Consider the following 19,776-nt stretch of genomic DNA (forward strand, 5'->3'; position numbering starts at 1 on the left):
CGTCTATGTTGATCTCTGACACCAGGAACAGGGATGCCGACGGGGAGGCATTGATGGGCGAGGGATCCCAGAACAGCGAGAAGGCCGCTGAGCTGGCCCGCATTGACACCTCCGTCCCGCACCCGGCCCGCGTGTGGGACTACTGGCTGGGCGGCAAGGACAACTACGCGCCCGACCGCGAGGTCGGCGACGAGATCGTGAAGATCATGCCGGACCTGCCGGTCAACGCCCGCGCCGAGCGGGAGTTCATCGGCCGCGCCGTACGCCACCTGGCCGGCGAGTGCGGCATCGACCAGTTCCTCGACGTGGGCACGGGCATCCCGACGGAGAGCAACACCCACGGGGTGGCGCAGGCGGTCAACCCGGCGGCCCGCATCGTGTACGTCGACAACGACCCGATCGTCCTGGTCCACGCCCGGGCACTGCTGATCGGCACCGGCGAGGGCGAGACCGACTACATCGACGCCGACCTGCGCGAGCCGGAGAACATCCTGCGCCAGGCCGAGCGGACGCTCGACTTCTCCCGCCCGGTCGCGTTGATGCTGATGGGCGTGCTGGAGTTCGTGCCCGACGCCGGGCAGGCGCACGCCTCGGTGGGTACGCTGCTCAAGGCGCTGCCGCCGGGCAGCTACCTGGCGATCGCCCACAGCCTGAAGTGCCCGCCGATGGACGAGGCCGCCGCCCGCTGGAACGCCTCCGGCGCGACCCCGCTCACCCTGCGTACGGAGGAGGAGCTGCTCGCCTTCTTCGACGGCATGGAGCTCGTGGAGCCCGGCCTGGTGTCGCTGCCGAAGTGGCGGCCCGAGCCCGGCACCAGCTTCACCGACCGCGAGGTGTTCCAGTACGGCGTCGTCGGCCGCAAGCCGTAGCCCTCACCGGGCGCCGGGCGGCAGCGGGGGCAGGTGCGCGGGCGGGCCCTGCTCGATGAGACGCAGCAGCGCGTCCGTGTCCAGGTGCCGCTCGACCAGGTCGCCGAGCGCGTCGAGCCGCTGCTCGCGCAGCCCGGCGAAGTCGGTGGCGGGGTCGGGGACGAAGTCGCGCCCGGCCCGCGCCGCCACGTCGGTGAGGAAGGCGCGGCGGAAGCCGTCGTTCTCCAGGACACCGTGCCACGTGGTGCCCCAGACGTCGCCGGTCCGGCACCCGTCGAGGAACGGCTCGCCCCCCTCCACCGTGGCCACCCCGTGGTGGATCTCGTAGCCCCGCACCGGCTGCCCGTAGGCCGTGCCCTCGGGCCTGGCCAGCCGCTTCTCGCGCCCGAACGTCACCCGTACCGGCAGGATCCCCAGCCCGTCGACGCGCCCCGCCCCGGACTCGACCTCGTCCACGATCTCCCCGGCGAGCATCTGGAAGCCGCCGCAGATGCCGAGCACGGGCCCCTTCCTGTCGAGGATGGCCGCCGCCAGGCCGCTCTCGCGCAGCCAGGCCAGGTCGGAGACCGTGGCGCGGGAGCCGGGCAGCACGACCAGGTCGGCGTCGTCCAGCTCGGCCGGATCGGTGGCGAACCGCACTACCACGCCCGGCTCGGCGGCCAGCGCGTCCACGTCGGTGAAGTTGGAGATCCTGGGCAGCCGCACGACCGCCACCCTGAGGGTCTGCCTGCCGTACGGGCCGCGCACGGCGACCCGGCGGTTGTCGAGGGCCAGTGAGTCCTCCACGTCCAGCCAGAGCCCGTCGAGCCAGGGCAGCACCCCGTACACCGCCCGCCCGGTCAGCTCCCTGATCAGGTCGAGCCCCGGCTCCAGCAGCTCCTTCGCGCCCCTGAACTTGTTCACCACGAAGCCGGCGACGTGCGACTGGTCGGCGGCGTCCAGCAGGCCCACCGTGCCGTAGAAGGCGGCGAACACCCCACCCCTGTCGATGTCGCCGACCACGATCACCGGCAGGTTCGCGGCCCTGGCCAGGCCCATGTTGGCGATGTCGCCGCGGCGCAGGTTGATCTCGGCGGGGCTGCCCGCCCCCTCGCAGACCACCACGTCGTACTGCCGGCGAAGCCGGTCGAGCGCCTCCAGGGCCGTGGTGCGCAGCAGGTCCTTCAGCGCGCCGTACTCCATGGCGTCCACGTCCGCCACCGGGCTGCCCATCAGCACGACCTGGCTGCGGCGGTCGCTGCCCGGCTTGAGGAGGATCGGGTTCATGTCGGCGACGGGTTCGAGGCCGCACGCCTGGGCCTGCATGGCCTGCGCCCGGCCGATCTCGGCGCCCTCGGCGGTGACGTACGAGTTCAGCGACATGTTCTGCGCCTTGTAGGGCGCCACGCGGACGCCCTGGCGGGCCAGCCAGCGGCAGATGCCCGCGGTGACCACGCTCTTGCCCGCGTCCGATGTGGTGCCCGCGACCAGCAATGCCCCCTTGACCATGGGATCACGGTACACGGCGGCAAATTCCCAGTAATCCCCCATTTACGAACGCTGTGACTTCTGCCACTCTGGCTAGAACATTGCCCTAGAACGCAATTCTAGATTTCCCTACGGAAAGGGTGGGCATGGTCGGCACGTTCGGTTCGCCGCGTACAGGCACCATCGACGCGCAGTCCCGCGCGCCATTCGGCTGGGCACCCCTCGTGGTGCTCTTCATCGTCGGACTAGTGGACCGGATCGAGCACAACCTCCTGTCAGGCGTGCTCCCGCTCATTCAGAAGGAATGGGGCTTCAGCGACACCGCCGCCGGCTCCATCCCCACGGCGGCCGCCCTGGCCGCGGTCGTGGTGTCGCTGCCCGCCGGATACCTGGCGGACCGTTTCAGCCGTACCCGGATCATCGCCATCGTCGTCTTCTGCTGGGCCATTGCCACGCTCGGCTCCGGCCTGGCGACCGGCTTCGCGATGTTCTACCTCATGCGCGTGTTCCTGGCCGCCGCCGAGAACATCGACAACCCGGCCGCGGGCAGCCTCCTGGCCGACTACTACCCGCCGGTCAGCCGGGCCAAGGCGTACGGGCTGACGCGGGTGACCACGTACCTGGGCGGCGTCGGCACCCTGCTCGGCGGCGTGCTGGCCGAGGCGTTCTCCTGGCGCACGGCGTTCCTCATCATGGTCGTGCCCGGCGTGCTCACGGCGCTGCTCGTCTGGTTCCTGCGCGAGCCGCGCCGCGGCGAGCTGGACCGGCTCGTCGCGACCGGACAGGCGGCGTCGGAGGAGACGCCGCAACCGCAGGTCAAGCCGCCGTTCTGGCCACAGCTCCGCCAGGTGCTGGCCATCCCGACCCTGCTCTTCGTCTGCGTCGGCCTGGCGCTGCTCAGCCTCGGCCTGGCCGGCATCTTCTTCTGGCTGCCCACCCTCATGGTGCGCGGCTTCGGCGCGAGTGTCGGCACGGCGGCCTCGATCAGCGGCCTGATCACCATCGCCGGCACGCTGATCGGCACCCTGGTCGGCTCGTGGCTGGGCAGGAAGTGGCACGGCACCCGCAAGGGCGGCAGGCTGCTGGCCGGCGGCAGCGGCATCGTGGCCGGGTCGCTGGTGCTGGCCGCGGCGCTGTCCATGGACTCGCTCGGCGGGCTGACGGTCCTGGTGCTCGTCGCCTGCTCGCTGATGTCGATCGCGATCCCGAACATGACGGCCTGCCTGGCCGACGTCGTGTCCGCCGCCTCGCGCGGCCTCGGGTTCGCCGTGCTGCAACTGCTGCTCACGGCCGGCAGCGCGTTCGGCTCGCTGGTCGTCGGCATCGTGTCCGACCAGTCCGGCTCCCTGCTGACCGGCATGTACGTGCTGGTCATCCCCATGGCCGTCGGCGGCCTGCTCACGCTGGGAGCCAGGGCCTCGTTCGAGCGGGACGCGCGCAAGGTGATGGAGGACGCGGGCCGCTGATCCGCGGGCGTGCTTCGAGGGGGCGTGGCGCGGCCACGCCCCCTCGCCGTCTTCTCAGCCCTGCGGCGGCGTACGCCGTTCGCGCTCCTCCTGGGAGTACGGCTGGCCCGGCTGCTGGGGCGGGTACGGCGGCCGTTGCTCACCGGGCCCGCCACCGCCGTAACGGCGCTGCACGGCGTCGGCGCCCTTGCTGATCTGGTCGTCGTACTTGTGGCCGGTGCGCTCCTTCACATACCGCTCGGCGCGGTCGAGCACCTGGTCGGCCTGCTTGGAGTGCCCTCTGGCAAGGTTCTCCGCCTTCTTCAGCCACTCTCCGATGCGGCTCATGACCCATTCCCCGTTCCTTCAGACTCCGGTCCTTGCCCCTACCCCCGCAACCTCGAATGATGTTTGCCGGGCTCCGGAAGGGAACCGGGGCGCAAGCTGCCGTACTCGCTCAATGACGCCAGGCCACGGCAGGCGGGACGATACGGGGCATGACAGCAGTAGTGCAGGCCGAAGGGCTGACCAAGTACTACGGCAGGCGCCGGGGGCTGGAGGACCTCACCCTTGAGATCCAGCCGGGCGAGATCTTCGGCTACCTGGGGCCCAACGGCGCGGGCAAGACCACCACCCTGCGGCTCCTGCTCGACGTGATCAGGCCCACCCGCGGCACCGTACGCGTGCTCGGAGGCGCCCCGCGCGAGCCCGCCACCCGCGCCAGGATCGGCTACCTGCCGGGCGAGCTGGTGCTGGAGAGCCGCGACCGGGCCATCGACTACCTGCGCTTCCTCGGCCGGGTACGCGGCGGGGTGCCGGCCTCCAGGATCGAGGCGCTGGCCGAGCGGTTCGACGCCGACCTGACCGTGCCGATGCGCAAGCTCTCCAAGGGCAACAAGCAGAAGATCGGGCTCATCCAGGCGTTCATGCACGAGCCGGAGTTCGTGATACTCGACGAGCCGACCATGGGGCTGGACCCGCTGGTGCAGCAGGAGTTCCTGGCGCTGGTGCGGGAGGTGCGCACGTCCGGCCGTACCGTGCTGATGTCCTCGCACGTGCTGGCCGAGGTGGAGAGCGTCTCCGACCGGGTCGGCATCGTCCGCGCGGGACGGCTCGTCGCCGTCGAGAACGTCGCCGCGCTGCGCGAGAAGGCGGTGCGCAGGGTCGAGCTGCACTTCGAGTCGCCCGTCCCACCCGCCGCCTTCGAGAACCTGGCCGGCGTACGCGACCTGCGCGTCGAAGGGGCCGGCGTGCGCTGCACGATCGACGGGCGCCCCGACGCGCTGATCAAGGCGGCGGCGAAGTTCACGGTCGTCCATCTGGTCAGCGCCGAGCCTGACCTGGAGGAGATCTTCCTGACCTACTACAGCGGCGAGGAGGAGCACGATGATCACCCGAAGCCTGCGTGACTACCGGCGGATGCTGACCTGGTGGAGCCTCGGCATCAGCGCCTTCATCGCCCTCTACCTGACCGTCTACGGCAGCATCCAGGAGAACCCGGAGGTCTACGGCCCCGCCGCCGTCGCCAAGTTCCCCGGCCCGCTGCGCGACCTCATGGGCGGTATGACCGACATGGTGTCCGGTGCCGGATACCTCCAGACGGTCGTCTACCAGCTCTTCGTGCCCATGCTGTTCATCGCCTGCGCGACGCTGCTGGCCAACCGGGCGCTGGCCGGGCCCGAGGAGACCGGCACGCTGGAGCTGGTCGTCACGCTGCCGGTGGACCGGCGGCGGCTCGTGCTCGACAAGTGGGCCGCGCTGGCCCTGAGCCTGCTCCTGGTGGCCGTCGTGACGTTCGTCGTGGCCGTGTCCATGAGCGCGCTCATGGGGACCGGGGTGGCGTTCGACCGGATCCTCGCCGGGCACACCGGGGTGCTCCTGCTCGGGCTGTTCTCCGGCACCGTCGCCCTGGCCGTCGGCGCCGCCACCGGGCGCAGGCTCGTCGCCTCCGCCGTCGTGGGCGTGTGGGCGGCGGCCGGATACACCGTGGTCACCGTGGGCCGGTCCGTGGACGCCATCGCCTGGCTGAAGTGGGTCTCGCCGTTCCACTACTACGCCGAGGGCAGGCCGCTCTATGACGGGCTGCCGGTCGGGGACTACCTTGTCCTCGCGGGGGCGACGGCCGTGCTCGCGCTCACCGCGGTGCTCGCCTTCGACAGGCGCGACGTAGGAGTCTGATGGCGATCTCCGAGCTGCCCGCCGACCTGCTCAAGGGGCACGGGCAGCGGCTGGCCTCCCACGCGGCGACCGGCCGGTTACCTGACCGGGAGGCGCTGGACGCGTACCGTGCCGCCGGTGCCCGGGCCGCCGAGCTGGGGTTGTCACTGCGGGCCCTGGTGGATGCCGCGCTCGCCGGCGGTGAGGAGGTGCCCGGGGTGCTGCCCGTGCTGCGCCGGGTGGTTTCCGCGCTGATGGAGGGGTACGAGGGGGCGCAGCTCGCGGCCATCCGGAGTGAGGAGAGCGCGCGCAGGGAGTTCGTGGACGATCTGCTGCAGGGGCGGGCCGAGCGGCTGGCGGAGCGGGCGGAGCACTTCGGGCTGCGGCTGGCCGAGTCGTACGTGGTGACGGTGGCCCGCGGCCTGCGCACCGGCCACCCTGCCCAGCCGGACCGCATCGAGCCTGCTCGGGACCGCATCGAGCCTGGCCTGGACCGTATCGAGCGTGACCAGGACCGCATCGAGCGTGACCTGATCGCCCGGTTCGGCTCCCACAACGTGCTCGTCGCCATGCGCGACGGGCTGCTGGTGTGCGTGGCCCCGGCCACCCTGCCCGCCGCCGTGGGTGAGTTCACCCACCACGTACGCGCCCGCTTCCCGCCCGGCTGGCGCGTCGGCGTCGGCCGGGCGCACCGGGGACCCGGGGGAGTGGTGGCCTCCTACCGGGAAGCGGCGCAGGCCCTGGAACTGGCCGACGGACTCCGCCTCAAGATCGACGTGGTCAAGGCCGCCGACCTGCTGGTCTTCCCCGTACTGCTCCGCGACAGAAGCGCCATCGAGGACCTGGTGAACAGCGTGCTCAGCCCGTTGCTGGAGGCGCGGGGCGGGCACGAGCCGCTGCTGGAGACCCTGGAGGCGATCTTCGCCTCCCACGGCAACCAGACGGCCGCGGCCCGGCGGCTGGGGGTGAGCCCGCGGGCGGTGACGTACCGGCTGGAACGCATCCGCCGCCTGACCGGCTTCTCACCCGACGACCCGACCCAGCGCTTCACCCTGGAAACAGCCGTCCTCGGCGCCCGCCTCCTGGGCTGGCCCGCCGGCGAATGACGTTGGCTTGGCCCGCCTGCGACTGACGTTCCGTGACAGGGCGGCGCTCAGCCGCTCGGACGGGGGTCAGCATGGTCGCGTTCGGCTCAGTCGCTCACGGCGAGCCGAACCCCGAACCCCACGATCACCACCCCGGTCAGCCGATCGAGGAACCGCCGGACGGCGGCCGAACGCAGGACCCCACCCATCCACGACGCGAACCCGATCAGCAGCGCACTCCACACCAGCCCCTCCACCACGTGCACCCCGGCCAGCGCCAGCCCCATCAGCGCGTGCGGTGCCCCCGCCGGGATGAACTGCGGCAACATGGCCACGTAGAACGCGCCCACCTTGGGATTCAGCAGGTTCGTCAGCAGCCCCCGCCGCAACCCCTTGCCGAACCGCATCTCCTCCTGCGGCTGGGTCTCAGGCAGTTGCTCATGTCTGGTCAGCAGCATGCGCAGCCCCATCCACACGAGATACGCCGCTCCGGCCCAGCGCAGCACGTCGTAGGCCACTTGAGAGGCGGCCAGCAACGCCGACAGCCCGGCGGCGGTGAGCACGCCCCAGCAGAGCGTGCCGAGCTGGATGCCGATCGTCACACCCCAGGCGGGGCGCCGCCCGGCCAGCAGGGACGTTCGCAGGATCAGGGCCGTGTCGAGGCCGGGGGTGATGGTGAGGAAGGCGACCACGGCGGCGAATGACCAGATAGATGCTGCGATGTCCACGCATGTGAGGCTATCCGCACGGCCCGTCCGGTTCCCATGCCCGTACGGGCCTTGCGGCCCTCAGTCCCGCCACCCGCACGGCTCGTCCGGTCCTCATGCCCGCACGGGCCTTCCGCCCCTGATGCCCGCAACGCCCGTACAGCCGCACGGGCCCTCCGGCACTTCGGTGCCTCTGTCCTTCGGCGGTGCTCAGGGAATCAGGAGCAGCTTCCCGGTCGTGCGGCGGGCGGCCAGATCCTCGTGTGCCTGCCGAGCCTCGGTCAGCGGATACCGGTGCGAGATGTTGATCGCGAGCCGCCCCTCGGTGATCCACCCGAACAGGTCGGAGGCACGCTGCAGCAGCTCCTGCCGATCGGCGATGTAGTGGACCAGCGTGGGCCTGGTGAGGAAGAGCGAGCCCTGCTTGTTGAGCGTCTGGGGGTCGAACGGCGGGACGGGCCCGCTGGCGGCACCGTACAGGGCCATGAGGCCGCGCGGACGCAGCGCCTCCAGCCCGCCGTCGAACGTGGACTTGCCGACACCGTCGTACACCACGTCGATCTTTCCGCGCAGCGCCTCGGCGAAGTCGTCGTACCGCAGCACCTCGTCCGCCCCCGCCTCCCTGGCCAGCTTCTCCTTCTCGCTGGTGGAGACCGTGGTGTACACCTTGGCGCCCCTGAGCTTGGCCAGCTGGATCAGCAACTGCCCCATGCCGCCCGCCCCGGCATGCACCAGAACCTGGTCGCCCTCCTTGACCTCATGCGTGGAATGGGTCAGGTAGTGGGCCGTCATCCCCTGCAACATCGTCGCAGCCGCCACCTCGGCCGACACTCCGTCCGGCACCGGCACCACCCGATGCGCCGGCACCACGGCCTTGTCGGCATAACTGCCGAGCACGTTGGCCCACGCGACGGTGTCGCCCACGGCCACGTCCCGCACACCCGCCCCGACGGCCGCCACCGTGCCCGCACCTTCGGAGCCGATGGGGGTGGGCAGGGGGAGGGGGTAGGCGCCTGAGCGGTGGTAGATGTCGATGAAGTTCACACCGCTGGCGGCGACGTCGACCACGACCTCCCCGTCACCGGGGACTGGGTCGGGCCGCTCGACGTATTCAAGAGCCTCTGGGCCGCCTGGGGCGGAGACGATGATGGCATGCATGGTCCTAGTCAACTCCTCCCCTCAGGACCAACGCCACCCGGGCCCCGCCCCACCTCCAACCCCCACCAGAACGCCCGCTTGGCCACGGCCCTGACTTGGGCAGGTACCACTTGGTCGTGCGTCCACCTGGCTACGGCGGCCGCTCTGCTGCGGCGACCGCCTGGCTAGGGTGACCGCTGGTGGTGCGCGCAGCCAGGTGGTCGTCAGCCCAGGCGGGCCAGTGCGCCGGCCTCCAGGGCGACCCAGATCGCGCCGTCCGGTCCGACCGTCAACCCGTGCGGCTCGCTCTTCCCCTGGTCTTCACCCTTGCCCGGCACGCTGGGCAGGGGATGTTCCTCGATGAGGCCGTTCACGGTGATGCGTCCGACGCGGTCGGCCGCCCACTCCGTGAACCAGAGCGCGCCGTCGGCTCCGGTGACGATCGCGTGGGGTCGCGCCGCCCGGTCCGGGAGCGGATGCTCGGTGATCTTGCCGGTGGTGTCGATGCGCCCGATCTGGCCCGCGCCGATCTCGACGAACCAGAGGGCGCCGTCGGGCCCGAGCGTGATCCCCACTGGTGCCGCCCCCTCGGTGGGCAGCGGAAACACGGTGATCTCGCCCGTGAGCGAGCTGCGCCCGATCGCGTTGCCCTGGTTGAGGGTGAACCAGAGGGCGTCGTCGGGCCCCGCCGCGATGAACGACGGCATTCCGCCCTCCACCGGCACCTCGAACTCGGTCAACGCCCCGTCCGCCCCGATCCGGCCGATCTTGGTGGCCTCGAGCTGGGTGAACCACATCGCTCCGTCCGGCCCGGCGGTGATCCCGTACGGCGTGGTCGTCTCGTGGACCGTGAGCCGGCCGTCGGCGGTGATGCGGCCGACGCGCCCGCCCTTGTACTCGGTGAACCACATCGCCCCGTCGGGCCCAGGCGCGATCACCGTCGGCAGCCCGTCGGCCGGGTCGAGCCGGTGGATGACGGGCTCCTCGCCGGGCACCAGCCTGCCGACGCAGCCCTGGTGGACGAGTGTGAACCAGAGGGCTCCGTCGGGCGCGGTCGCGATGCCGTACGGCGCGCCCGCTTCGATCATGGTCAACATGGATGTCCCCCCGATGATGGTCGGTCTGGATGAATGCCGGTCGGTGGTGGTCGGGGTCTCGGTCAACGTACGCGCCCTCCGGTCAGCTCCAGCTCGGATCCGCGGAAGCGGCGGATGAGCGCACGGTCGTGCGAGACCAGGACGAGTGCGCCCCGGTACGCGTCGAGGGCCCGTTCCAGTTCCTCGGCCAGGACCGGTGACAGGTGGTTGGTCGGCTCGTCGAGCAGCAGCAGGTCGTGCTCGCGTGCCAGCAGCCGGGCCAGCGCCAGCCTGCGCCGCTGCCCGACCGACAGCGCGCCCATCTTCTGGTCGAGGGTGTGTGCTCTGAAGAGGCCGGTGTTCAGGAGCGCGGCGCGGCGCTCGTCGGCGTAACCCTCGTCATATGCCTCCAGCACGCTCTGTTCGGGATCGAACGTTACTTCCTGCGGCAGGTGGCCCACCCTGCAGTCGGCCCGGTCGGCCAGGGCCTGGAGCAGCGTGGACTTGCCTGCCCCGTTGGCGCCCCGGACCAGGAGCCGCTCGCCCTGCCTGATCGTCAGGGAGTCGATCCGCAGCCGGTCGCCGATCCGCAGGTCGCGCAGCTCCACGAGCACGCGAGCCGCCGAGCCCCCGCCAGCGTCACGGGTCGTGCGCACGGCGACGTCCCCCGCAGCCTCATGCGAGGACGTGCGCTGGGCAGTTTCCCCTGCAGCGTCACACAAGGCCGTGCGCTGGGCAGCTTCGCCCGCGGCCTCACGCCAGGCCGTGCGCGAGTCGGCTGCCCCCGGTGCCTCACGCGAGATCGTGCGTTCGGCGGGAGCGTGGGTGGCCGTGCCCTGGGCGGGCTGCTCCGCCACGTCCCCGGCGAAGCCGCGCTCGCCCGCCAGAACGGCCGCATCCGGTGGCTCTTCAGGGGCTGAGCCTGTGGCGAAGGTGCCGCGGAAGCGAAGTGGGGCCGGTGGGCGGGGCACCGGGTCGGCCTCCAGGCGGCGGAGCCGCTCGTGGGCGTTGCGGACGCGGCCCGCCACCGAGCTCTGCACCCGCCCCGCGTTGCGGTCGTAGGCCATCTTGTTGTTGTCGCGCATCACCCGACCGGCCGCCACCCGGTGCGCGGTGGTGGACGCGTACTCGCGGACCTGCCGCACCTCCTCGCACCACGCCGCGTAGGCCTGCTCCCAGCGCGCCCTGGCCGCCGCCTTGGCCGCGAGGAAGCCGGTGTAGCCGCCTCCGAAGCGGGTGGCGGAGCCGTGCTCGACCTCGACGATCGCCGTGGCGACCCGGTCGAGGAAGACGCGGTCGTGCGAGACGACGGCGACCGCGCCCCTGTGCTCGCGCAGCCGGCCCTCCAGCCAGGTCAGCGCCGGCTCGTCGAGGTGGTTGGTCGGCTCGTCGAGCAGCAGCGTGCGCGGCGCGGCGGCCAGCACGCAGGCCAGGCCGAGCCGCGCCTGCTCGCCGCCCGACAGGCTGGACAGCCGCCGCTCGCGGCCCACGTGGGCCAGCCCGAGGCCGTGGAACGCCCGGTCCACGCGGGCGTCCGCCTCGTAGCCGCCGCGCAGCTCGTACGCCGTGAGCAGCTCGCCGTACTCGTCCATGACCTCCTCGGTCAGCGCGGACTCCAGCTGTCGCATCCTGCGCTCCATGGCCCGCAGGCCGGCCAGCGCGGCATCGACCGCCTGCTGAACGGTGTGGGTGAGGGGCAACCCGAGCGTCTGGCCGAGGTAGCCGAAGTCGCCGGACACCCGCACCTCGCCGTCGTCGGGCCGCTCGACGCCGGCCAGCAGGCGCATCAGGGTGGACTTGCCCGAGCCGTTCTCGCCGACGATGCCGACGCGCTCGCCCGGCCCCACGGACAGGGAGACGCCGGTGAGGACGGCGCGCTCGCCGTAGGACTTGAAGACCTTGCGGAGACTGATCAGGATGGAACTCCAATCGCAACTGAGGTAGCGTTAGTGTGCCACGTGGGAGAAGTTAATGCAACTGGAGTAGTTTTTGGAAACGAGTAAGCGTCCTGGGGGGCGGAGCGCGCGGGTTCGTGACGCCGTGCGGCAGGCGACGCTCGCCGAGCTGGCCGAGCGGGGTTACCAGGGACTGACGGTGGAGAACGTCGCCGAGCGGTCAGGCGTGCACAAGACGACCGTCTACCGGCGCTGGGGCGGGGTCGAGGGGCTGATCTCCGACGCGCTGGAGCTGGCCAGGGACGAGCCGTGGCCGATCCCCGACACCGGCTCGGTCGAGGGGGACCTGCGGGGGGTCGTGCAGCTCGTACGCACCGGGTTCGACGATCCGGAGCTGGGGCCGGTGTCGACGGCGTTCGTGGCGGCGGCCGTACAGGATGCCGCTGCCGCGCGGGCGCTGCACGAGTTCTTCGCGGCCAGGCACGAGCAGTCGGCCGAGGTGGTGCGGCGGGCTGTGGCGCGCGGTGAGCTGCCCGACGTGGTGGATCCCAGCGAGGTGATCAGGGTGGCGGTCGCGCCCGTCTACTACCGGCTGTTCGTCGCGCACGAGCCGGTGACCGAGCGCGACGCCGACCGCGCCGCCGACGCGGCCCTGGCCGCCGCCCGCGCCGGCGTCCTGTGAACGTCACTGTCCGTGCCGGCGTCCTGTGAACGTCACTGTCCGTGCCGGCGTCCACCGAGCGCTGCCGCCGCCTGCAGCCTCTGGGCGTCGCCGTCCGCGCACCTCACGCCCGGCGGTGAACGGGTGTCAGGGCTCCTTGTGACCTCGCAGCTCGAAGTCGTCGAACGTCGTCTTCAGCAACGACTGCCCATCCTGCGGGGTACGCGCGAACAGCCCGAGCGTCCCGTTCCCGATCCCGTTCGGATCCTCCACGTCCTGCACCAGCTCGTCGTTCACCCACATCCGCAACCGCACGGTCGACCCCGCCTGCTCGCAAGCCGCCACCAGCCGCGCCTTGCCGCCCAGGTCGCTCACCTGTACGGGCTGGGCCAGCGTCCCGCCCGCCCCGTCCACGATGCGCCGGATCCTGGCACTGCCCTTCGTGTCCAGCCCGAACTCGTAGTAGGTGTCGTCCCGGTCGGAGTTGTGGCAGTAGATGCCGTACTCGCCGGACCCGACGGACTTCGTGACGTCGGCGGTGACCCCGATGACGACGGACGAGGGCAACATCGGCGTGGGGGTGGCCGACGGCTCGGGCGTGCCCGTGGGCGTGCTGACCAGGAAGGGGACGGGGGCCTTGGCCCAGCGTTCGTCACGGCCGTCGTCCCACTCCGCGTCCAGCCCGTACGTGCCGTCCGCGCGGTACCCCTGGCTGGTGGTGTCCTCCGGGTCGTACATGCCGGTCCAGCCGCCGGAGGTCTGCGTGAAGTCCTCGCGGTAGAGCACGCCCATGTCGTCGGGCGGCCCGCCGGGCACGAGCAGGGCCCACGCGGCCACGCCCCCGGCCACCAGGACCGCGGCCCCGGCCGCCAGCGCCCCGTACAGCCGCCCCCGGTGCGTCCGCTTCCCGGCGACCGCGGCGGCCGCGACCGGCGAGGCGGAGGTGAAGGGAGTCGTCTGCCAGGCCACCTGTGCGGTGTGCGCGGCCTGCTCCGGCGCCGCCGCCCGCCCGACGAGGTGGTCGAGCAGTTGCTGTGCGGTGGGCCGCGTGGCGGGGTCCTTGCGCAGCGCCGCCGCGACCAGCTCGCGCAGGCCGGGCTCGACGGCGTCGAGGTTCGGCTCGTTGTTGAGCACCTGGTAGACGATGGCGGGCAGGGTGTCGCCGCCGAACGGCGCCCGCCCGCTGGCCGCGAACGCCACCAGGCAGCCCCACGAGAACACGTCGCAGGCGGGGGAGACGGGGTCGCCCCGCAGCACCTCGGGGGCCATGTAGCGGGGCGTGCCGACGATCTCGCCGGTGCCGGTGACGCCGCCGAGCGTGTCGAGCGCCCGCGCGATGCCGAAGTCGATCACGCGGGGGCCGACGGGCGACAGCAGCACGTTCGACGGCTTGAGGTCGCGGTGCACGACCCCGGCGGCGTGGATGGCGGTGAGCGCGGTGGCCACGCTGACGGCCAGCGCGTCGAGGCTGGAGCCGCGCAGGGGGCCCGACTGGCTGACGGCCTCGTCGAGGTTGGGGCCCGGCACGTACTCGGTGACCACGTAGAGCTGGCCGCCGTCGAGCGCGGCCTCGATCACGGCGGCCGTGCAGAACCTGCGCACCCGCTGAGCCGCGTCCGCCTCCCTGCGGAAGCGCATGCGGAACTGCTCGTGCTGGCTGAGCTCCGGGTTGATCACCTTGACGGCGACCCGTTGCCCAGCGGCATCCTCGGCGAGATGCACCGTGCCCATCCCGCCCCGCCCGAGCACGCCAAGCAGCCTGTAGCGCCCGATGTGGGAGGTTTCACCGCTCACGGCGCGCTAGCTTACCGACACAGCGCTCCCCGCCGCAGATCCGGCGCGAAGACACGCGTACAGCAGCGCCGAGCCTGTGCGTCACGCCTGCCAAGCCCGTACGGCCTGCACCGACGGCAGCCCCTGCGCCGGCGACACCACCAGCACCCGGCACCCCGCCGCCCGCGCCGCCGCGACCCCCGCCGGGCTGTCCTCGATGGCCACGCACCGTGAGGGCGCGGCCCCGAGCCGCCGGGCCGCCTCCAGGTACGGGTCCGGCCACGGCTTGCCCCGCTCCGTGTCCTCGTTGGCGATCACCAGGTCGAACGCGTGCCCCAGCCGGGGCAGCACCAGCTCCACGATGCTCCGGGGAGAGGCGCTGACCAGCGCGGTGGGGACGGCGACGGCGGCGAGGCCGGCCAGGAGCTCGGGTGCGCCCCGCACGACCGTCAGGTCCCGGTGGATCCGGTCGGCGAAGGCGTCGGTGAGCGGGCCGGTCAGCTCGGGCGAGCCGAGGTAGGCGGCCACGTCCTCGATCGTGCGGCCGTGGACGTGCGGCACGTCCACGGCCGTGAGCGGTCGTCCCGCGACGGAGGCGACGGCCTGCCACCACAGCCGCTCGGTGTCCACCAGGGTGCCGTCCATGTCCAGCAGGACGGCCGCCGGGTCAGACGGCATCGGCTGCCACGACGGGGGCGGGGACCGTCACGGTGCGGGCCGCGACGAGGACGGGCCGCTCCACCAGGCGTACCGTGACGCGCGCGCCGGGGCCGAGGCGGGCGGCCTCGTGGCCGGGGACGTCCGCGAGCACCTCGCCGCCCTCGACGGCGAGCCTGAGCCGTACGGAGGCGCCGCGGAACGAGGCCGCCAGCACCTCGGCGGGCCCGTCGTCGGCCGGGACGACCTGCACGGCCTCCGGACGGATCAGCACGTCCACGGACGGATCCGCAGGAACGGGGCCGTCCACCGGAAGGAGCTGGCCGAGCACCGTCACGTGGTCGCCGGAGACCCGCCCGGCCAGGTGGTTCATGGTGCCGACGAACTCGGCCACGAACGGCGTGGCCGGCCGGTCGTACACCTCGGCCGGCGCGCCGACCTGTTCGAGGCGCCCGTCGCGGAGCACCGCGACCCGGTCGGCGACCGACAGGGCCTCCTCCTGGTCGTGGGTGACGAAGACGGTGGTGATGCCCAGGTCGAGCTGGAGGCGGCGGATCTCCTCGCGCAGCGCGACCCGTACCTTGGCGTCCAGCGCCGACAGCGGCTCGTCCAGGAGCAGCACGCGCGGCTCCAGGGCGAGCGCGCGGGCCAGCGCGACGCGCTGCTGCTGGCCGCCGGAGAGCTGGTGCGGGTAGCGGTCGGCGTGGGCCGGCAGGCCGACGAGGTCGAGGAGCTCGCCCGCCCTGGCCCGCCTGGTGGCCACCGGGACCTTGCGCACGCGCAGGCCGAAGGCGACGTTGTCGCGGGCGTTCAGGTTCGGGAAGAGGGAGTAGGACTGGAAGACCATGCCCGCGTCCCGCTTGTTGGCGGGGACGTTCGTCACGTCCTTGCCGTCCACCAGCACGGCCCCCGAGTCCGGCCGCTCGAACCCGGCCACGCAGCGCAGCGCCGTCGTCTTGCCGCAGCCCGAGGGGCCGAGCAGGGCGATGAGCTCGCCGGGCGCGACGACCAGGTCCAGGCCGTCCAGCGCGACCGTCTTGCCGAACGTCCGCCGCAGCGCGCGGAACTCCACCGATGCGGTCATTTCCCCTTCTCCCTACTGAAGACCGTGGACACGGCCAGCAAGAGCAGCCAGATGAGCAGCAGGCTCAGGATCGACACCGCGACCGAGAGCTGTCCCTTGGAGCCCGACACCGTCACGATCCACACCGCGAACGGCTCGTAGCCGAGCAGGCTGGCCACGGTGTACTCGCCGAGCACCAGCGCCAGCGTCAGGAACGACGCGCTGGCCAGGGCCGAGCGCAGGTTCGGCACGATGACCCGCACCAGCACGTACGGCCACGACGCGCCCAGGTTGCGCGCCGCCTCCACCAGCGTCCGCACGTCCATGGTGCGCAGCCCGGCGTCCAGCGACCGGTAGACGAACGGCAGCACCAGCACCACGTACGCCAGCACCAGCACCACGGGGAACGCCGGATCCTGCACGGCGATCAGCGTGGCCCAGAACGGGGTGGGAGCCAGCAGGTCGGTCCCGCCGCGCAGCGCCGTCCCGATCCCCGCCACGAACGTGATCGGCGGCACCACCAGCGGCAACGTGCACAACACCTCCATGACGGGCCGCAGCCGGGGCGCGAAGAGCCGTACGGCCAGCATCGCCGGCAGCGCCAGCAGCAGCACGACCACGATCGTGGCCACGGCCAGCCCGAGCGAGAGCGACAGCGACCGGGCGAAGCCGTCGGCCGTGAGCAGCTCCCCGTACGCCGACAGGGACACCCCGGCGGTCGGCGTGTAGATCGTGTACCAGAAGGCGGTGCCCAGGGGGACCAGGAAGTAGGCCGCGGCCAGCAGGAACACCAGCCCGCGCCACCACGCGCCCGGCCGCCGCGGCGCGGCCCCTGAGACCCGTTCCAGGCCGGTCAGTGCAGCCATCGGGAGGTCCTCCTCTGCAGCGGCAGGTAGATCGCCATGACGAGCCCGGCCACGACGACCATGTCGAGGCTGAGCGCCAGCGCGATGTTCTCGTAGCCGATCAGCACGTCGCCGGTCAGCGCGCTGGCGATCTTCAGCGTGACGAGCGGGACGACGGTGCCGACCATGGCGTTCGCGGTGGCGTAGGCGGAGAAGGCGCCGCCGAACAGCAGCACCACCCCGCCCAGCATGGCCGGCGCCAGCACGGGCAGCGCGACGAAGCGCCAGTAGTGCCAGGTGGTGGCCCCGCTGTTCGCCGCCGCCTCGCGCCACTGCGGGCGCAGCCCGTCCAGCGCGGGCGCCATGGCCAGCACCATGAGCGGGACCGAGAAGTACAGGTAGACGACGACCAGCCCCCAGAACGTGTACAGGGAGCCGGAGGGCAGCCCGATCAGGCCGCTGACCACGCCGGAGTTGCCGAGCGTGGCGATCCAGAAGAACGCCAGCGGCACCCCGCCGAAGTTGGCCAGCACGCCGGACGCGGTCAGCACGGCCTCCCGCAACATCGTGCCGCGGGAGGTGACGATGGCGTGCGCGAGGAACGTGCCGAGCACGGCTCCCAGCAGCGCCACCACGGCCGACAGCCGGACGCTGCCGAGCATGGCGGTGAGGTAGCCGCCCTGGAGGCTCTGCGACAGGTTGGCCAGGCTGGGCCGCCCCTGCGCGGTGAACGCCCCCGCCACCAGCACGATGGCGGGGACGCCGAACACGAGCGCGAAGAACGCGAGCAGCGGCAGCGCCCCGAGCCAGCCTCGCGAACCGGAGCCGGGCCGCGCCTCCGTGCCGGAGCCGGGCCGCGCCTCCGTACCGGAGCGGCTCATCCCGAGATCGCGGTGTCCCAGCCGGCGGCCAGCTTGGCCTTGGCCGCGTCCACCTGGGCGGTCGTCGGGAACGCGGGCTCGCCGTCGACCGCGGGCAGGTTGGCGGCCAGCGCCTGGTCCACGGTGCCGGCGGCGGTCATCGCGGGCAGCAGGACGGGCCGGGCGAAGCCCTTGAGGTAGAGGTTCTGGCCCTCGTCGCTGTAGAGGTACTCCTGCCACAGGCGGGCGGCGGCCGGGTGCGGGGCGTCCTTGTTGATGGCCTGGGCGTACATCTGGAAGTACTTGCCGTCGGACGGCACGTTCACCTTCCAGTCGATGCCCTTGGCGGTCAGCTGGGGAGCGTAGGCGGCGTTGTTGTAGTCCCAGTCGATGCTGATCTTGGTCTCGCCGTTCTCGATGGTGGCGGGCGTGGTCTCGACCGGGTTGTAGTTGCCCGCCTCCTTGAGCTTCTTGAAGAAGTCGATGCCGGGCTGGATGTCGTCGAAGGAGCCGCCGCTGGCGATCGCGGCGGCGTACACGCCGGCGAAGGCCGAGCCGGACTCGGTCGGGTTGCCGTTCATCGCGACCTGCCCCTTGTACTCGGGCTTGAGCAGGTCGGCGAAGCTCGCCGGGCAGGTCTTGATCTTCTTGGCGTCGCAGCCGATGGACACGTAGCCGCCGTAGTCGTTGACCCAGAGCCCCGTCGGCTCCTTCTGGCCCTCGGGGATCTTGTCGAACGTCTGCACCTTGTACGGCGCGAACAGCCCCTCCGCGGCCCCGCTGATCGCGAACGACTGGCCGAGGTCGAGCACGTCGGGGGCGCGGTCCTGGCCCTTGCGCGTCTTGACGGCGTTGATCTCGTCGGCGCTGGCGGCGTCGGGAGTCTCGCTCTCGATCTTGATGCCGTACTTGGTCTGGAACTTCTCGATGATCTCGCCGTAGTTGGCCCAGTCGGGCGGCAGGGCGATGACGTGCAGGGCGCCCTCCTTCTTGGCCGCCTCGACCAGCTTGTCGAGCCCGCCGAAGTCCGCGGCGGAGGTGGCGGTGGCGGCGTTCACCCCGCCTTGCGAGGCCTGGGTGGTCTGCTGGGTGCTCGGGGCGGCGCCGCACGCCGCGGTGACTACGGTTAGGGCTGCGACAATGCCGGCCGCTCGGGCGCGAGGTGTGAACACGACGCCTCCACTTTCCAGGGGGTATGTCAAGAACGTAGGAGAACTTGTACAAACAAGCGAGCCCCAGTAAGTCGCATCAATGTTGCACTTTCATGAATGGGAAGGATCGGGGATGGTTGCGCGCTATGAACGGATAGCCGATGAGCTGCGGGACGAGATCCTGTCCGGCGCGCATCCGGTAGGTTCCCAGCTCCCCAGCGAGGCCGAGCTGGCCGGACGGCACGGCGCGGCCCGCGGCACCGTACGCCAGGCCATCGCCGTGCTGGCGGCCGAGGGGCTGGTCGGCTCCCGGCAGGGCGCCAGGCGCATCGTGCTCGGCAAGACGCGCAGCCAGAGCTTCGCCGAGCTGCACAGCTTCGCCCAGTGGGCGCGCGCGAACGGCTACCGCTACGGCGGCCAGGTGATCGCCCAGCGCCGCCGGGCCGCCCGCGGCCCCGAGCCCGGCAGGCTGGGCTCGCCGGAGGTGCTGGAGGTGCTGCGCGTGCGCACGCTGGAGGGCGAGCCCGTGCTGCTGGAGCGGACGGTGTACGCCGAGTGGGTGGCCGGCGCCGTCGAGAAGCTGCCCGCCGACTGCGAGTCGGTCACCGAGGCGCTGTACGAGTCCATCGGCCTGGTGTTCGCCTACGGCGAGCACCTCATCGACGCCGTGCCCGCCGGGGCCGAGGACGCCCGCCTGCTGGGGGTGCGCCGGGGCAGCCCGCTGCTGCGCCAGCGCAGGACCACGACCACCCACGAGGGCCGCCCCGTGGAGACGTCCGACGACCGCTACCGCGCAGGCAGCGTGGCCTTCAGCATCCGCAACTCGATCGGCGCCAACCCGCTCGTACGGCAGGCGGGCGACTTGCGTTTCGGCGCCGGAGAACATATGTTCGAGTCATAGCGCCCGTCTTCCCCCGGGTGGCTCAGC

Annotated in this window: 19 protein-coding genes; 7 read left to right on the plus strand and 12 right to left on the minus strand. The window is 72.0% G+C overall.

Annotated features, from left to right (window positions below):
• Positions 1 to 53 precede the first annotated feature (53 nt).
• On the plus strand, positions 54 to 869 hold the full coding sequence (locus HD593_RS11105; RefSeq protein ID WP_185102086.1) for an SAM-dependent methyltransferase: 816 nt from the start codon (positions 54 to 56) through the stop codon (positions 867 to 869).
• Between the two features lie 3 nt (positions 870 to 872).
• On the opposite strand, the gene HD593_RS11110 is transcribed toward HD593_RS11105, so the two are convergent.
• Positions 873 to 2,357 carry a cobyric acid synthase gene (locus HD593_RS11110; RefSeq protein WP_185102087.1) on the minus strand — a complete coding sequence of 495 codons (1,485 nt, stop codon included), beginning with the start codon at positions 2,355 to 2,357 and terminating at the stop codon, positions 873 to 875.
• 125 nt (positions 2,358 to 2,482) lie between these two features.
• Here HD593_RS11110 and HD593_RS11115 point away from each other — a divergent pair, with 125 nt between their 5' ends.
• Positions 2,483 to 3,802: an MFS transporter gene (locus HD593_RS11115; protein ID WP_185102088.1), complete on the plus strand. Its 1,320-nt coding sequence runs from the start codon at positions 2,483 to 2,485 to the stop codon at positions 3,800 to 3,802.
• 54 nt (positions 3,803 to 3,856) lie between these two features.
• Here the strand turns inward: HD593_RS11115 and HD593_RS11120 are convergent, their stop codons facing one another.
• Positions 3,857 to 4,129, minus strand: coding sequence for an antitoxin (locus HD593_RS11120; protein WP_185102089.1), 273 nt, complete (start codon positions 4,127 to 4,129; stop codon positions 3,857 to 3,859).
• Positions 4,130 to 4,278: 149 nt separating this feature from the next.
• On the opposite strand from HD593_RS11120, the gene HD593_RS11125 reads away from it, so the two are divergent.
• From HD593_RS11125 to HD593_RS11135, 3 genes are read left to right on the plus strand one after another with little or no spacing between them, the layout of a single operon-like run.
• A complete protein-coding gene (locus tag HD593_RS11125; protein ID WP_185102090.1) occupies positions 4,279 to 5,190 on the plus strand; it encodes an ABC transporter ATP-binding protein in 912 nt (303 codons plus the stop codon).
• Positions 5,168 to 5,959, plus strand: coding sequence for an ABC transporter permease subunit (locus tag HD593_RS11130; protein WP_185102091.1), 792 nt, complete (start codon positions 5,168 to 5,170; stop codon positions 5,957 to 5,959). Before HD593_RS11125 ends, HD593_RS11130 begins: the two co-directional genes overlap by 23 nt.
• Positions 5,959 to 7,044: a PucR family transcriptional regulator gene (locus HD593_RS11135; protein WP_185102092.1), complete on the plus strand. Its 1,086-nt coding sequence runs from the start codon at positions 5,959 to 5,961 to the stop codon at positions 7,042 to 7,044. Before HD593_RS11130 ends, HD593_RS11135 begins: the two co-directional genes overlap by 1 nt.
• Before the next feature lie 86 nt (positions 7,045 to 7,130).
• On the opposite strand, the gene HD593_RS11140 is transcribed toward HD593_RS11135, so the two are convergent.
• The 4 genes from HD593_RS11140 to HD593_RS61265 form a co-directional block, all read right to left on the minus strand.
• Positions 7,131 to 7,751 (minus strand): LysE family translocator, encoded by a 621-nt coding sequence (locus tag HD593_RS11140; RefSeq protein WP_185102093.1) that lies wholly within the window; start codon positions 7,749 to 7,751, stop codon positions 7,131 to 7,133.
• 189 nt (positions 7,752 to 7,940) lie between these two features.
• The gene (locus tag HD593_RS11145) at positions 7,941 to 8,888 is read right to left on the minus strand and encodes a quinone oxidoreductase family protein (RefSeq protein ID WP_185102094.1); all 948 of its coding nucleotides are present in this window, start codon (positions 8,886 to 8,888) and stop codon (positions 7,941 to 7,943) included.
• 203 nt (positions 8,889 to 9,091) lie between these two features.
• Positions 9,092 to 9,964: a Vgb family protein gene (locus HD593_RS11150; RefSeq protein WP_185102095.1), complete on the minus strand. Its 873-nt coding sequence runs from the start codon at positions 9,962 to 9,964 to the stop codon at positions 9,092 to 9,094.
• 62 nt (positions 9,965 to 10,026) lie between these two features.
• On the minus strand, positions 10,027 to 11,862 hold the full coding sequence (locus HD593_RS61265) for an ABC-F family ATP-binding cassette domain-containing protein (RefSeq protein ID WP_185111780.1): 1,836 nt from the start codon (positions 11,860 to 11,862) through the stop codon (positions 10,027 to 10,029).
• Between the two features lie 121 nt (positions 11,863 to 11,983).
• Here HD593_RS61265 and HD593_RS11160 point away from each other — a divergent pair, with 121 nt between their 5' ends.
• Positions 11,984 to 12,520 (plus strand): TetR/AcrR family transcriptional regulator, encoded by a 537-nt coding sequence (locus tag HD593_RS11160; protein ID WP_312903428.1) that lies wholly within the window; start codon positions 11,984 to 11,986, stop codon positions 12,518 to 12,520.
• 126 nt (positions 12,521 to 12,646) lie between these two features.
• Here the strand turns inward: HD593_RS11160 and HD593_RS11165 are convergent, their stop codons facing one another.
• From HD593_RS11165 to HD593_RS11190, 6 genes are all read right to left on the minus strand, one after another.
• On the minus strand, positions 12,647 to 14,293 hold the full coding sequence (locus HD593_RS11165; RefSeq protein ID WP_312903429.1) for a serine/threonine-protein kinase: 1,647 nt from the start codon (positions 14,291 to 14,293) through the stop codon (positions 12,647 to 12,649).
• 81 nt (positions 14,294 to 14,374) lie between these two features.
• Positions 14,375 to 14,950 carry an HAD family hydrolase gene (locus tag HD593_RS11170; protein WP_185102097.1) on the minus strand — a complete coding sequence of 192 codons (576 nt, stop codon included), beginning with the start codon at positions 14,948 to 14,950 and terminating at the stop codon, positions 14,375 to 14,377.
• A complete protein-coding gene (locus HD593_RS11175) occupies positions 14,940 to 16,013 on the minus strand; it encodes an ABC transporter ATP-binding protein (protein ID WP_185102098.1) in 1,074 nt (357 codons plus the stop codon). Before HD593_RS11175 ends, HD593_RS11170 begins: the two co-directional genes overlap by 11 nt.
• Positions 16,010 to 16,858: an ABC transporter permease gene (locus tag HD593_RS11180; RefSeq protein ID WP_185102099.1), complete on the minus strand. Its 849-nt coding sequence runs from the start codon at positions 16,856 to 16,858 to the stop codon at positions 16,010 to 16,012. The genes HD593_RS11175 and HD593_RS11180 overlap by 4 nt, the downstream gene beginning before the upstream one ends.
• Positions 16,846 to 17,718, minus strand: coding sequence for an ABC transporter permease (locus HD593_RS11185; RefSeq protein ID WP_185102100.1), 873 nt, complete (start codon positions 17,716 to 17,718; stop codon positions 16,846 to 16,848). Before HD593_RS11185 ends, HD593_RS11180 begins: the two co-directional genes overlap by 13 nt.
• Positions 17,715 to 18,869, minus strand: a complete 1,155-nt coding sequence (locus tag HD593_RS11190; RefSeq protein WP_185102101.1) for an ABC transporter substrate-binding protein — start codon at positions 18,867 to 18,869, stop codon at positions 17,715 to 17,717. The genes HD593_RS11185 and HD593_RS11190 overlap by 4 nt, the downstream gene beginning before the upstream one ends.
• Positions 18,870 to 18,981: 112 nt before the next feature.
• Here HD593_RS11190 and HD593_RS11195 point away from each other — a divergent pair, with 112 nt between their 5' ends.
• Positions 18,982 to 19,749, plus strand: coding sequence for a GntR family transcriptional regulator (locus HD593_RS11195; protein ID WP_185102102.1), 768 nt, complete (start codon positions 18,982 to 18,984; stop codon positions 19,747 to 19,749).
• Positions 19,750 to 19,776 lie beyond the last annotated feature (27 nt).

The organism is Nonomuraea rubra, assembly GCF_014207985.1.
In the GTDB taxonomy this organism is placed as follows: Bacteria; Actinomycetota; Actinomycetes; order Streptosporangiales; family Streptosporangiaceae; genus Nonomuraea; species Nonomuraea rubra.

Excerpts from the sequence above, each read along its gene's own strand:
- HD593_RS11105 (WP_185102086.1), top strand. The coding sequence starts at position 54 with ATGGGCGAGGGATCCCAGAACAGCGAGAAGGCCGCTGAGCTGGCCCGC.
- HD593_RS11110 (WP_185102087.1), bottom strand. The coding sequence starts at position 2,357 with ATGGTCAAGGGGGCATTGCTGGTCGCGGGCACCACATCGGACGCGGGC.
- HD593_RS11115 (WP_185102088.1), top strand. The coding sequence starts at position 2,483 with ATGGTCGGCACGTTCGGTTCGCCGCGTACAGGCACCATCGACGCGCAG.
- HD593_RS11120 (WP_185102089.1), bottom strand. The coding sequence starts at position 4,129 with ATGAGCCGCATCGGAGAGTGGCTGAAGAAGGCGGAGAACCTTGCCAGA.
- HD593_RS11125 (WP_185102090.1), top strand. The coding sequence starts at position 4,279 with ATGACAGCAGTAGTGCAGGCCGAAGGGCTGACCAAGTACTACGGCAGG.
- HD593_RS11130 (WP_185102091.1), top strand. The coding sequence starts at position 5,168 with ATGATCACCCGAAGCCTGCGTGACTACCGGCGGATGCTGACCTGGTGG.
- HD593_RS11135 (WP_185102092.1), top strand. The coding sequence starts at position 5,959 with ATGGCGATCTCCGAGCTGCCCGCCGACCTGCTCAAGGGGCACGGGCAG.
- HD593_RS11145 (WP_185102094.1), bottom strand. The coding sequence starts at position 8,888 with ATGCATGCCATCATCGTCTCCGCCCCAGGCGGCCCAGAGGCTCTTGAA.
- HD593_RS11150 (WP_185102095.1), bottom strand. The coding sequence starts at position 9,964 with ATGTTGACCATGATCGAAGCGGGCGCGCCGTACGGCATCGCGACCGCG.
- HD593_RS11170 (WP_185102097.1), bottom strand. The coding sequence starts at position 14,950 with ATGCCGTCTGACCCGGCGGCCGTCCTGCTGGACATGGACGGCACCCTG.
- HD593_RS11175 (WP_185102098.1), bottom strand. The coding sequence starts at position 16,013 with ATGACCGCATCGGTGGAGTTCCGCGCGCTGCGGCGGACGTTCGGCAAG.
- HD593_RS11180 (WP_185102099.1), bottom strand. The coding sequence starts at position 16,858 with ATGGCTGCACTGACCGGCCTGGAACGGGTCTCAGGGGCCGCGCCGCGG.
- HD593_RS11185 (WP_185102100.1), bottom strand. The coding sequence starts at position 17,718 with ATGAGCCGCTCCGGTACGGAGGCGCGGCCCGGCTCCGGCACGGAGGCG.
- HD593_RS11195 (WP_185102102.1), top strand. The coding sequence starts at position 18,982 with ATGGTTGCGCGCTATGAACGGATAGCCGATGAGCTGCGGGACGAGATC.